Annotated in this window: 9 protein-coding genes; 4 read left to right on the forward strand and 5 right to left on the reverse strand. The window is 71.6% G+C overall.

Going from position 1 to position 12964, the window contains the following annotated elements:
* Nucleotides 1-177 precede the first annotated feature (177 nt).
* Together OO54_RS33510 and OO54_RS33515 are read right to left on the reverse strand one after the other, a co-directional pair.
* The gene (locus OO54_RS33510) at nt 178-609 is read right to left on the reverse strand and encodes a VOC family protein (RefSeq protein WP_017238933.1); all 432 of its coding nucleotides are present in this window, start codon (nt 607-609) and stop codon (nt 178-180) included.
* 46 nt (nt 610-655) lie between these two features.
* Entirely contained in the window at nt 656-2938 is a 2283-nt protein-coding gene (locus OO54_RS33515) for a PIG-L family deacetylase (RefSeq protein ID WP_033210031.1), read from the reverse strand.
* Nucleotides 2939-3396: 458 nt separating this feature from the next.
* Here OO54_RS33515 and OO54_RS33520 point away from each other — a divergent pair, with 458 nt between their 5' ends.
* Nucleotides 3397-6384, forward strand: coding sequence for a bifunctional [glutamine synthetase] adenylyltransferase/[glutamine synthetase]-adenylyl-L-tyrosine phosphorylase (locus tag OO54_RS33520; protein ID WP_033210032.1), 2988 nt, complete (start codon nt 3397-3399; stop codon nt 6382-6384).
* A gap of 19 nt (nt 6385-6403) precedes the next feature.
* Here OO54_RS33520 and OO54_RS33525 read toward each other — a convergent pair whose 3' ends face one another.
* The 3 genes from OO54_RS33525 to OO54_RS33535 form a co-directional block, all read right to left on the reverse strand.
* Nucleotides 6404-7231 (reverse strand): DUF4344 domain-containing metallopeptidase, encoded by an 828-nt coding sequence (locus tag OO54_RS33525; protein WP_033210033.1) that lies wholly within the window; start codon nt 7229-7231, stop codon nt 6404-6406.
* A gap of 100 nt (nt 7232-7331) precedes the next feature.
* A complete protein-coding gene (locus OO54_RS33530; protein ID WP_033210034.1) occupies nt 7332-8255 on the reverse strand; it encodes a phosphatase PAP2 family protein in 924 nt (307 codons plus the stop codon).
* A gap of 75 nt (nt 8256-8330) precedes the next feature.
* The gene (locus OO54_RS33535; protein WP_033210035.1) at nt 8331-9365 is read right to left on the reverse strand and encodes a LacI family DNA-binding transcriptional regulator; all 1035 of its coding nucleotides are present in this window, start codon (nt 9363-9365) and stop codon (nt 8331-8333) included.
* Between the two features lie 368 nt (nt 9366-9733).
* Here OO54_RS33535 and OO54_RS33540 point away from each other — a divergent pair, with 368 nt between their 5' ends.
* Genes OO54_RS33540 through OO54_RS33550 form a run of 3 tightly spaced genes read left to right on the forward strand, consistent with a single transcriptional unit; the run spans nt 9734 to nt 12920 of the window.
* Nucleotides 9734-11011 (forward strand): extracellular solute-binding protein, encoded by a 1278-nt coding sequence (locus OO54_RS33540; RefSeq protein WP_033210037.1) that lies wholly within the window; start codon nt 9734-9736, stop codon nt 11009-11011.
* 29 nt (nt 11012-11040) lie between these two features.
* Nucleotides 11041-12051, forward strand: a complete 1011-nt coding sequence (locus OO54_RS33545; protein ID WP_026058159.1) for a carbohydrate ABC transporter permease — start codon at nt 11041-11043, stop codon at nt 12049-12051.
* Between the two features lie 41 nt (nt 12052-12092).
* Entirely contained in the window at nt 12093-12920 is an 828-nt protein-coding gene (locus OO54_RS33550; RefSeq protein WP_106970148.1) for a sugar ABC transporter permease, read from the forward strand.
* Nucleotides 12921-12964: the final 44 nt, after the last annotated feature.

Here is a 12964-nt window from a genome sequence, read left to right on the forward strand (position 1 = left end):
ACACCGACCCCAAGCCCTACATATGGACCAAGACCGCAGACGAGATCCTCGAACGCCTCGCCTCATATCTGAACAGAATTCCTGACTCAGAAGACTAGGACCTGTCTGAAAATTCCCGTCGGGTCCGGCCAGGGGCGCGGCGCCGGGCGGAACCTCCGGGGTGGGCCCGGGGCGGCGTCAGCGTTCCGAGAGCTCCGACGGGGCCTCCTGGACGACCCAGCCGTTGCCGTCGGGGTCCTCGAAGGTCATGAAGGAGTTCCAGGTGTCGCCCTTGCCGTCCTCCCAGCCGGTCGCGCCGACGTGCATCACCGGGGAGACGTCGACGCCCCGCTCGACGAGCTCGGCCCGCGCGGCCTCGATGTCCGTCACGCAGACCTGGAGGCCGTGCAGCGTGCCGGGGGCCATCTCCTTGGTGCCGGGCATCGTCGGCATGCCGTCGAGCAGGGCGATCGAACAGCGGGAGCCGGGCGGCGTCGCCTGGATGATCCGCATGCCGGGAGCCACCTCGTCGTCCAGGTCGATCTTGAAGCCGCACCTGTCGCCGTAGAACTCCTTGGCCCGGTCCATGTCGGTGACGGGGACGGGGACCACTTCCAGTGTCCAGTTCATGGGGGCCACCCTCCCGTACGAACGGGCCTCGTGCACCCGGAACGGGTCAGCGGGCAGCGGGAGTCCAGTGCAGCCGGCCGTCGAGGCCGATCGCCGCGACCCCGTCGGTCCCCGCGTCCGGCGCGCCCGCGAAGAGGAACCTCTCCAGCGTCCACACCGGCGGCGCCCCGGCTGCCCGGCCGTGCGGCGCCGTCGCCAGGAAGCCCGTCCGGGACCGGACGGCGAGGAGGCCGTCGCCGCCGCTGACCGGGCCGAAGCCCGCCACGCCGGAGCCGGGCAGTTCGGTGACGGGGGAGACCGGGCCCGCGCCGGAGAAGTCGGCGCTCCGCAGGTCGCCGGAGGCCGGCTTGCGGAACCAGAGGCGTACCCCGTCGCCGTCCGGTGCCGGGCTCGCGCTCAGCGCCAGCGTGGTCGGCGGCAGACCGGTCCGCACCGGGCCGGCCAGCGGGCCGCCGGGACGCTGCTGGGCCCAGGTCAGGACGGTGCTCGGGGTGCTCGCGAAGACGTAGCCGCGGCCGGCGCCGTCGGTCGCCGCCACGGGGTCGCCGTACACGTCCTTGCCGCCGAGCGTCCGCCACGGCCCCCAGCCGCCGTCGGCGCGCTGCTCGCGGGCCGTGAGGCGGTGGCCGCTGTCCCGCAGGAGCACGGTCGCCAGGCCCGCGCGGTCCACGGTCACGGCGGGCGCGCTGATGTCCGAGGTGCCGTCGGCGTCGTCCCGCTCGGGGGTGCCGAGCGAACGCCACGGGCCGAAGGCGCCGCCGGGCGTGGTCTGCGTGGTGGTCACGACCTCGCGGCCGTACGCGGAGGCGCTGTCGCCGAGCGTCGTCCGCGTGCCGAAGACCGCCGTGCGGCCGTCGGGCAGCGCGACGGAGGTGACGCCGCTGTCGAGACCGCCGCCGGGCAGCAGCACGGGTCCCTGCCACGCTCCGGCGCCGGCGGGCTTGTGCCATGCGGCGAGCCGTCCGTCGAGGACGGAGAAGGCGTGGAGCCCGCCGTCCGGGTCGCGCTGGACCCAGGAGGTGGAGGTGGAGCGGGCGTACCTGACGGTCTGCGTCCAGCCCCGGCCGCCGGGCCGCGCGGCCACCTTCAGGTCGCCGCAGCCGGCGACGGTCCCGCAGTCGTTGACCCCGTCCGTCCAGGCGTACGTCTTCAGGGTCCGCAGCTTCGCGCCCGCCGTCTCGGGGTCGAGCGTGTGGGGCAGCGTGCTGGTCGGGTAGCCGAGGTAGTTCTGCACGCCGACGTGCGGATGCCCGGGCATGTCCGCGTACCGGGCCAGCGCGGCCTGGACGAACCGCGCCCCGTAGAGGTGGTCCTGATGGTCCCGGAGCTTCACCGCCCCGGCCCCCGACCCGGAGCCGGCCTTCGTCGCGGATCCCGCCCCGGCCTCCGTCCCGGCCTGGTGGTTCGTCTCCGAGCCGTGGTCCGGCCCGGCCTTGGTCGCGGATCCGGCCCCGGCCTCCGTCCCGGTCTCCGTCGTGGATCCCGCCCCGGCCTTCGTCCCGGCCTCCGTCCCGGCGTGGTGGTTCGTCTCCGCCCCGTGCTTCGTCTCCGGCCAGGTGCCCGGGGTCGGGTCCTGCATGCGGACGAAGGTCGGCCGGAAGCGGTCGAGGAGCCCGGTGAGGGTCGCGACGACCTGGTCTTTGGTGTAGGTGAAGTCGGCCGCGACGGGGGTGCCGGTGGCGCGCTGGGAGTCCAGCGCGTGGATCCGGTCGTGCCAGAGGCCGTTGAGGCTCTGCGGGCGGTCGCCGCTGATCGAGCCGGCCTCGCGCAGTTGCAGCCACACCAGCTTGATCTGGGGCTTCGCGCGCAGGGTGTCCATCTCGGCGGCGGCGCCGCCGGCCGTGGGTATCGACGTCCGGTCCCAGGTGCCGGTCCGGCTGCCGGTCGCCATCTCGGCGTACGCGGCGCGTATGCCGTTCTGGCGGGCCTCGGCGTAGCCGGCCTTGTCGGGCTCGGCGCCGGCGGCGTCGCCGGGGCGCGCGTTGACGCCGTCCGACTCGCCGGCGGTGAGGTACACGGAGGTCAGCGGGCTGCCGGAGCGCAGCGACTGGGAGACGTCCGGGTTCATGAAGAACAGGTCGTCGTCCGGGTGCGCCACGATCTGCATCACGGACGTGGCGGCCTGCGGGGCCCGCACGGGCTGCGCCGCCGTCTTCGCTGGGGCCTTCCCCGGGGCCTTCGCCTCGTGTGCCTGCGACGGCACGCGGGGCGTGTGCGGCTTCGCCGGCGTCACCGAGAGGAGCCCGGCGAAGGTGCCGCCGACCAGGGCGGTCGCGGCGGTCGCGGAAACGATTCTGCGACGAGAGGGACGGCGGAGACGGACAGGCATGTTCGGCGGCGCTTTCACTGACGGACGGACGGACGGACGGGGCGGGGCGGGGTCCTGCGGGGGGCGCCGCGGGGGTACGGCTGTGCCCGGCCCCACGGGAGCGCCGCAGGGCGGGGGTACGGCTCGGCGGGTCCTGCGGGAGTGCCTCAGGCGTCCGGATCTGCCGGGTCCCGCGGGCATGCCGCAGGGGTACGGCTCGGCGTACGGGGAAGTCCCCGCACGCGTGAACGAGCGGGTGCGTCCCAGTACATCAAGACGGATGTTCCAGATTTACGGTTCATTCGCCCCGAAAGGGATCTTTGTGCGGGATCTCACGCGCCAGGCACCGTGTGATGCGCCACGTACCCGCCGACCGGCCGTTCGTCCGGCACGACGTGACCGGCGGTCGGGGGAGCCCCCGGCCCCCGCGGCGGATAGGCTCGGCCCTTGGGGCTGACCTGCTCGGAGGGAGCTGTGGAATGACGGTGCCGGGACGCAGGAGCAGCACGTTCTCACGTCTGCTGCGGCACGGGTTCACCGACCCCTCGGGAGCCGAACAGCTCCTCGACGCGCCCGAGCTGTCCGCGCTGCGCGACGACTCCGTCCTCATGGACGCCCTGGGCGCCACCGCCGACCCCGACCTCGCCCTGCGCGGCCTGGTCCGGCTGGCCGAGGCGCAGCCCGAGACCGAGCGGCAGACGTTCACCGCCACGCTGCTCTCCGCCAAGCCGTTCCGGGACCGGCTCCTCGGGGTGCTCGGCGCCTCCGAGGCGCTCGCCGACCACCTGGCCCGGCACGCCCGCGACTGGGAGTCCCTCGTCACCTACGAGGCGGCCGACCTGCACCCGGGGGTCGCCGAGTTCGAGCGGGGCCTCGCCGAGGCCACCGACGCGGTCTCGCTGCGGGTCGCCTACCGCCGCTGCCTGCTCGCCATCGCGGCCCGTGACGTGTGCGGCACCACCGACGTCGCCCAGGCCGCCGCCGAGCTCGCCGACCTGGCGACGGCGACCCTGCGCGCCGCGCTCGCCATCGCCCGTACCGCCGAGCCCGCCGACGCCGCCCAGTGCCGGCTCGCCGTGATCGCGATGGGCAAGTGCGGCGGCAACGAGCTCAACTACGTCTCCGACGTGGACGTGATCTTCGTGGGGGAGCCGGTCGAGGGGGCCGACGAGGGCAAGGCGATCCAGGCGGCGACGAGGCTCGCCTCGCACCTCATGCGGATCTGCTCGGAGACCACCGTCGAGGGCACCATCTGGCCGGTCGACGCCAACCTCCGCCCCGAGGGCCGCAACGGCCCCCTCGTCCGCACCCTCTCCTCCCACCTCGCCTACTACCAGCGCTGGGCGAAGACCTGGGAGTTCCAGGCACTCCTCAAGGCCCGCGCGGTGGCCGGCGACCCGGAGCTCGGCGCGCAGTACATCGACGCCGTCTCCCCGCTCGTCTGGCAGGCCGCCGAGCGCGAGAACTTCGTCCCCGACGTCCAGAAGATGCGCCGCCGGGTCGTCGACAACATCCCCGCCGCCCAGGTCGAGCGCGAGCTCAAGCTCGGCCCCGGCGGACTGCGCGACGTCGAGTTCGCCGTCCAGCTCCTCCAGCTCGTGCACGGCCGCAGCGACGCGACCCTGCACAGCGGCACCACCCTCGACGCGCTGGCCGCGCTCGCCGCCGGCGGCTACGTCGGCCGGGCCGACGCCGCCCAGCTCGACGACGCCTACCGCTTCCTGCGGGCCATGGAGCACCGCATCCAGCTGTACCGGCTGCGCCGCACCCACCTCGTCCCCGAGGACGAGGAGGACCTGCGCCGCCTCGGCCGCTCGCTCGGCCTGCGCACCGACCCGGTGGCCGAACTCAACAAGGAGTGGAAGCGGCACGCGTCCGTCGTCCGCCGCCTGCACGAGAAGCTCTTCTACCGGCCGCTCCTCGACGCCGTCGCCCAGCTCGCCCCCGGCGAGATCCGGCTCAGCCCGAAGGCGGCCGGGCAGCGCCTGGAGGCGCTCGGGTACGACGACCCGGCCGCCGCCCTGCGCCACCTGGAGGCGCTGGCCTCCGGGGTGAGCCGCAAGGCCGCGATCCAGCGGACCCTGCTCCCGGTGCTGCTCGGCTGGTTCGCGGACTCGGCCGACCCGGACGCCGGCCTGCTCGGCTTCCGCAAGGTCTCGGACGCCCTCGGCAAGACCCCCTGGTACCTGCGGCTGCTCCGGGACGAGGGCGCCGCCGCCGAGAACCTCGCACGGGTCCTCTCCGCCGGACGCCTCGCCCCCGACCTGCTGCTCCGCGCCCCCGAGGCGGTCGCGCTCCTCGGCGACCCCGAGGGCCTGAAGCCGCGCGGCCGGGACCACCTGGAGCAGGAGGTCCTGGCGGCCGTGGGCCGTGCGGGAGACGCCGAGCAGGCGGTCGCGGCGGCCCGCGGGGTGCGCCGCAGGGAGCTGTTCCGCACCGCCGCGGCCGACCTCATCGGCTCGTACGGCACCGAGGACAATCCCCGCGAATCCGACCCGGGCGCCCTGGTCGACCGGGTCGGGGAGGCCGTCACCGACCTCAACGCGGCGACCATCGCCGGCGCCCTGCGGGCCGCCGTGCGCGCCGAGTGGGGCGACATGCTGCCCACCCGCTTCGCGGTCATCGGCATGGGCCGCTTCGGCGGTCACGAGCTGGGGTACGGCTCCGACGCCGACGTCCTGTTCGTGCACGAGCCGCGCGAGGGCGTCGACGAGCAGGAGGCCGCCCGCGCCGCGAACCGGGTGGTCGCCGAGATGCGCCGGCTCCTCCAGCTCCCCACCGCCGACCCGCCGCTGCTGATCGACGCGGACCTGCGGCCGGAGGGCAAGAGCGGCCCCCTGGTCCGCACCCTCAAGTCGTACGAGGCCTACTACCGCCGCTGGTCCCTGGTCTGGGAGAGCCAGGCACTGCTGCGCGCCGCACCCATGGCGGGCGACCGGGACCTGGCCGACCGGTTCATCGAACTCGTCGACCCGCTGCGCTACCCCGCCGAGGGCCTCGGCGACGACGCGGTCCGCGAGATCCGCCGGCTCAAGGCCCGCATGGAGTCCGAGCGGCTGCCGCGCGGCGCCGACCCGACGCTCCACGCCAAACTCGGCCGCGGCGGCCTCAGCGACGTCGAATGGACGGTCCAGCTCCTCCAGATGCGGCACGGCTGGGCGGAGCCGGGACTGCGGACGACCCGCACCCGCGAGGCGCTCGCCGCGGCGCACGCGGCCGGCCTGATCCCCACCGAGGAGGCCCAGACCCTGGACGAGGCCTGGGTCCTCGCCAGCCGCGTCCGCAACGCGGTGATGCTGGTGCGGGGCCGGGCCGGCGACACCTTCCCCTCCGACCCGCGCGAACTCGCCGCGGTCGGGCGGTACCTGGGCTACGGCCCCGGTCACGTCGGCGAGATGGTCGACGACTACCGCCGCATCACCCGCCGGGCCAGGGCCGTCGTGGAGGAGCTCTTCTACGGGGCGTAGCGACGTCCGGCGGCCCGCGTCAGCCCTTCAGATAGGGCTGGAGCAGGGTGCTCCACGCCTCGTCGATCTGTTGGAACTCCTCGGGGCACCGCTCGGCCCGGCTCGCGGGCAGCGGCCCGTCGGGGTTGGCCTCGGTCTGCACGGCGCCCTGGAAGGAGCTCGGGTCGGAGCCGTACAGCCAGCAGATGGCGTTGTAGTAGCGCTGCGCGTCGAGCGAGTGCTCGTCGGGGAGCTGCTCGTCGATGTCGCCCTGCTCCGCGGCGGCGGCGAGGGCTCCCCAGGCCTCGATGGCGCTCACCGCGTACTCCTGGTGCACGGTGTCGCCGGCGAGGAGCAGGGTGGCGAGCTGGTCGGCCGCGTCCTCCTCGCGGCCGGTGGCCGGCAGGTCGTAGATGTCGATGAGGGCGTGCGCGAGCTCGTGGAAGACGACGCTGTTGGAGATGCCGATGAGGTCGTCCTCGGTGGCCCGGTTCCGCTGAGCCTCGGTGCCGGTCGTGTTCAGCTGGTCGAAGACGCTCCGGTAGTACCCGACCAGCTCGTAGCAGTAGCCGATGCCCTGGCTCTCGGGATCCCAGAAGGCGTTGATCTCGCCGCAGCTCAGGGCCATCACCGGCACGTCCTGCGGAAGTCCGATCAGGGCGTTCGCGTGGGCGGCCGCACCTTCGAGGACCTCGTTCTGCTCCAGGAACGTCTGCTCGGTCAGGTCGTCGGCCGTCTCGGCGGGGGCGTACCCCGCGACGAGGACTCCGGGGCCGGGAGCGGCCGGTGCGGCGGTGACGGTGGAGGTGCCGAGCGCGAGGAGGGCCGCGGTGGTCAGGGCGGCGGCCCATTTCCGGTGGTATCGCATCCTGTGCCTCCCGCCTCGGGGTGAGGTGCGTGCGGGTGCCGCCGGAGCCGTGGGAAGCCCAAGGTCCACAGCCTCAGGATAGGCCCGCCCACCGGCCGGTTCACTTGGAGGAGCCGACCGGCCGTTCCACGTCGGTCTCGTGGTCGGCGTCCGCCTTCGCCTTCGCTCCGGCGGCCACGGGCGGGCCACCGCGTGCGACGGCGCCGGCGGGCTCGACCAGGCGGGGCAGCCGGTGCGGCCGGGAGCCGTACCAGCAGTAGGAGACGCCGAAGCCGAAGGCCAGGCAGATGATGCCGCCGACCGCGTCCAGCCAGAAGTGGTTGGCGGTGGCGACGATCACGACGAGGGTGGCCGTCGGGTAGAGCAGGCCGAGGATCTTCGCCCAGGGCGCCTTGGCCAGCAGGAAGATGGTCACCCCGCACCAGAGGGACCAGCCGATGTGCATCGACGGCATCGCCGCGTACTGGTTCGACACGTGCTTCAGGTTGCCCGAGGCCATCGAGCCCCAGGTGTGGTGGACCAGGACCGTGTCGATGAAGTCCTGGCCGTTCATGAGCCGAGGCGGCGCGAGCGGGTACAGGTAGTAACCGACCAGGGCCACAGCGGTGGTGGCGAACAGGACCGTGCGGAACGCCGCGTAACGGCCCGGGTGCCAGCGGTACAGCCACACCAGCACACCGATGGTCACGACGAAGTGCAGCGTCGCGTAGTAGTAGTTCATCGACACGATCAGCCACGTCACCGAGTTCACGGCGTGGTTCACGGCGTGCTCGAAGGCGAGCCCGAGGGACTCCTCGGCCTGCCAGATCCAGTCGGCGTTCTTGAGCGCCTGGGCCTTCTGCTCCGGCACCGCGTTGCGGATGAGGGAGTACGTCCAGTAGCTCACCGCGATGAGCAGGATCTCGAACCAGATCGTGGGGCGCCGGGGCGTGCGCGCACGCAGGCGCGACAACCTGCCGTCGGCCACTGTGGGTGACGACGGGGTCGTCCGGTCGTCCAAACTCTTCACGGTCGTTTCACCCATAGGGAGAGAGTCTGCCAGATCCCTACCCCCCGACCGATCATCCCCCGGTCGGGTTCGGGGCGCACCCCCTCCGTCTCAGGAAGGAGTGCGCGCGGGGGACGGCGCGGAAGCCGTCGAACCGCGAACGACCAGCTCAGGCATGAAGACGAACTCGGAGTGCGGCGCCGGGGTGCCCCCGACCTCCTCGAGCAGCGCGCGGACCGCCGCCTGCCCCATCGCCTGCACGGGCTGGCGGATGGTGGTCAACGGCGGGTCGGTGAACGCTATGAGCGGAGAGTCGTCGAAACCGACGACGGAGACGTCACGCGGCACGTCGAGGCCCTGCTGGCGGGCGGCCCGGATCGCGCCGAGCGCCATCATGTCGCTCGCGCACACGACGGCCGTGCAGCCGCGGGAGATCAGTGCCGAGGCCGCCGCCTGCCCGCCCTCCAGGGTGTACAGGGAGTGCTGGATCAGCTGCTCGGACTCCTCGGGAGCGAGACCGAGCCGCTCCTCCATGCCCTTCTGGAAGCCCTCTATCTTGCGCAGCACCGGCACGAACCGCTTCGGTCCGACGGCGAGGCCGATCCGGGTGTGGCCGAGCGCGGCCAGGTGCGTCACGGCCAGCACCATCGCCGCCCGGTCGTCGGGCGACACGAAGGGCGCCTGGACCTTGGGGGAGAAGCCGTTGAGGAGGACGTACGGGACGCCCTTGCCACGCAGCCGGTCGTAGCGCGACATGTCGGCGGTGGTGTCGGCGTGCAGCCCGGAGACGAAGATGATGCCGGCGACGCCGCGCTCCACCAGCATGTCGGTGAGCTCGTCCTCGGTGGACCCGCCGGGGGTCTGGGTCGCGAGGACCGGCGTGTACCCCTGCCGGGTCAGGGCCTGCCCGATGACCTGCGCGAGCGCGGGGAAGATCGGGTTGTCCAGTTCGGGGGTGATGAGGCCGACGAGACCCGCGCTGCGCTGGCGGAGGCGTACGGGACGCTCGTATCCGAGCACGTCGAGCGCGGCGAGGACGGACTCGCGGGTGGCCGTCGCCACGCCGGCCTTGCCGTTGAGCACGCGGCTGACTGTGGCTTCACTGACCCCCGCCTGGGCTGCGATGTCGGAGAGCCGCGCGGTCATGAGAAGGGACTGTACCGGTCACAGCGCGTATTTCCCACCGGTTCCCCCGCACCCGGACCGGACCGCAGGATTCGAGCCGTTTCGCAAGGCCTTGCAGTGCTTGCGGGGGTCTTTCGCAGGCGAGACGGGGGCCTGTGGGGCCGTTCGGGGTGCGAGATGCCCGATACGCGCCCCTGTCAAGCGGCCCATCGGCAACCTTAGGGACACGCGGATGTAACGATCGCCGGTCCTTGCAGAAAATCGCCGCAAGCTCTTTCGGCTCGTTTTCATCCCTGTTACGTTCCTGGCAACCCGGAGCGCCGCGAGGGAGCGGTCGCATGAGGAAGGTTCCAGCCCCTCGTCCCCCCGGGATCACTGAAGGAGTTCACATGCGGCGTGGCATAGCGGCCACCGCGCTGGTCGCGGCCCTGGGCGTGACCCTGGCGGCGTGCGGCGGAAGCGACAGCGGTTCCGACGGCGGCGCGAAGAGCTCGGGCGAGCTCTCCGGAACCGTGACCTGGTGGGACACCTCCACGGTCGGCTCCGAGGACAAGGTCTTCAAGAAGGTCGCCGAGGACTTCAAGAAGAAGCACCCCAAGGTCACGGTCAAGTACGTCAACGTGCCCTTCGGTGAGGCCCAGAACAAGTTCAAGAACGCCGCCCAGTCCGGCTCCGGTGCGCCCGACGTCATCCGCTCCGAGGTCGCCTGGACCCCCGAGTTCGCGGACCTCGGCTACCTCGCCCCCCTCGACGGCACCCCCGCCCTCAAGGACGCGGACGACTTCCTCAAGCAGGCGTCGGCCTCCACCCAGTACAAGGGCAAGACCTACGCCGTCCCGCAGGTCATCGACTCCATGGGCATCTTCTACAACAAGAAGATCTTCAAGGACGCCGGCGTCGAGGTCCCCAAGACCATCGACGAGCTCAAGACCGTCTCCGCCAAGATCAAGCAGAAGACCGGCAAGACCGGCCTCTACCTGCGCGGCGACGACGCCTACTGGTTCCTCTCCTTCCTGTACGGCGAGGGCGGCGACCTCGTCGACGCCGAGAAGAAGACGATCACCGTCGACAGCCCCGCGGGCGTGAAGGCCTTCAAGACCGTCAAGGACCTGGTGGACTCGGGCGCGGCCAAGACCGACGCGACCGACGGCTGGAACAACATGCAGACGGCCTTCAAGGACGGCAAGGTCGCCATGATGATCAACGGCCCGTGGGCGGTCGCCGACACCTACGCCGGCAAGGAGTTCACGGACAAGGCCAACCTGGGCATCGCCCCGGTCCCGGCCGGTTCCGCCGGCCAGGGCGCCCCGCAGGGCGGTCACAACCTCGCCGTCTACGCGGGCTCGAAGAACCTCGACGCCTCCTACGCCTTCGCCGAGTACATGACCTCGGCCGAGACCCAGGCGACGATCGCGAAGGAGCTCAGCCTCCTCCCGACCCGCCAGTCCGTCTACATCAAGTCGGACGTCGCGACCAACGAGATGATCACCTTCTTCAAGCCGGTCGTCGACAAGGCCGTCGAGCGCCCCTGGATCCCGGAGACCGGCAGCCTCTTCGCGCCGCTCGTCACCGAGTACACCAAGGTCCTCACCGGCCAGACCACCCCGGAGGCGGGAGCCAAGGCGACCGGTGACGGCTACCGCAAGCTCCTGAAGGACTGGAAGTAGCAGGAAGAGGAAGGAAGGCAGGCCGGCTGATGGCTGTGGACACCCCCAGCCAGTCGGTGGTGAAGGCCGCGGGCGAGAGCGCCCGCGGCCGGAGCCGCGGAACTGGCAAGCGTCGGGGCGCGCCGAAGCGCTCCTTCTCCACCCACTGGTACGCGTGGGCGATGGTCGCCCCGGTGACCGTCGTGATCGCCGTGATCATCGGCTATCCGCTGGTCCGCGGCATCTTCCTGTCGCTGACCGACGCCAACGAGCGGAACGTCGAGCGTTCCATCGGCGTCAACCACATCCCGGCCAGCTACGAGTTCGTCGGCCTGGACAACTACGCCGACGCGCTGACGGGCAGCCAGTTCCTCTCCACCCTGGGCTGGACGCTGGTGTGGACGGTGTCCTGTGTGTCGGTGACCTTCGCCCTCGGCCTGGCCCTCGCCAACATCCTCAACCGCAAGATCGCCGGACGCGGTGTCTACCGGCTGATGCTCATCCTGCCGTGGGCCGTGCCCGGCTTCGTCTCCGTCTTCGCCTGGCGCTTCCTCTACAACCAGGACAACGGCCTCCTCAACAAGATCCTCGCCGGCGGCGGCATCGACGCCGTGCCGTGGCTCAACGACCCCACCTGGGCCAAGGTCTCGGTCATCGCGACCAACGTCTGGCTCGGCGTGCCGTTCATGATGGTCGCCCTCCTCGGCGGGCTCCAGTCCATCCCCGGCGAGCTGTACGAGGCCGCCGAGATGGACGGCGCCAACGCCTGGCAGCGCTTCCGGCACATCACCATGCCCGGGCTCAGCTCGGTGTCGACGACGGTGATCCTGCTCTCCACCATCTGGACCTTCAACATGTTCCCGGTGATCTTCCTGCTCACCCGGGGCGGGCCCGGCGAGGCCACCCAGATCCTCGTCACCCAGGCCTACAAGTTCTCCTTCGAGGTCAGTCCGCGCGACTTCGCCCAGTCGTCCACCTGGGGCGTGCTCATCCTGGTCCTCCTGATGCTCTTCGCCGCGGTCTACCGGCGAGTCCTCCGCAAGCAGGGAGAAGTCTGGTGACCACCACGACCCCCACCCCCCAGGCCGTGACCAACACCCCGATGCGCGGCCGCCGCTCGCCGCTGGCCTCGGTCGCGCTGCACGTGACGCTGATCGTGGCGTCCGTGATCGCCGTCTTCCCGGTCCTCTGGGTGCTGCTGACCTCGCTGAAGCCCGCGAAGTACGCGATCACCACGGACTTCTTCAAGGAGACGACGCTCGAGAACTACACGAACCTGCTGAAGGACACCCCGTTCCTCACCTGGTTCGCCAACTCGCTGCTCGTCGCCGGCCTCACCACCGTCATCGGCGTGTTCATCTCCGCCACCACGGGCTACGCCGTCAGCCGCTTCCGCTTCCCCGGCAAGCGCGGACTGATGTGGACGCTGCTCATCACCCAGATGTTCCCGGTCGCCGTCCTCATCGTGCCGATCTACAACATCATGTCGTCGATGGGCCTGCTCAACCAGCCGGTCGGCCTGGTCATCACGTACCTGACCATCGCCGTCCCGTTCTGCGCGTGGATGATGAAGGGCTTCTTCGACACCATCCCGCGCGAGATCGACGAGTCGGGATACGTCGACGGCCTCACCCCCTTCGGCACCTTCTGGCGGCTGATCCTGCCGCTCGCCAAGCCGGGCATCGCCGTCACCGCCTTCTACTCCTTCATCACCGCCTGGGGCGAGGTCGCCTACGCCTCGGCCTTCATGGTCGGCGACGAGAACCTGACCCTCGCCGGCGGACTGCAGAAGTTCGTCAACCAGTACGGCGCGCAGTGGGGCCCGATGGCGGCGGCGTCCGTCCTGATCGCCGTCCCCGCCGCCCTGGTGTTCCTCTTCGCCCAGCGGCACCTGGTCACCGGCATGTCGGCCGGTGCCGTCAAGGGCTGACGGCCCTGAGCACCCCGCCCGAACGCACCTCCTTACCTTCCAGG

This window comes from Streptomyces wedmorensis (assembly GCF_000716445.1).
In the GTDB taxonomy this organism is placed as follows: Bacteria; Actinomycetota; Actinomycetes; order Streptomycetales; family Streptomycetaceae; genus Streptomyces; species Streptomyces wedmorensis.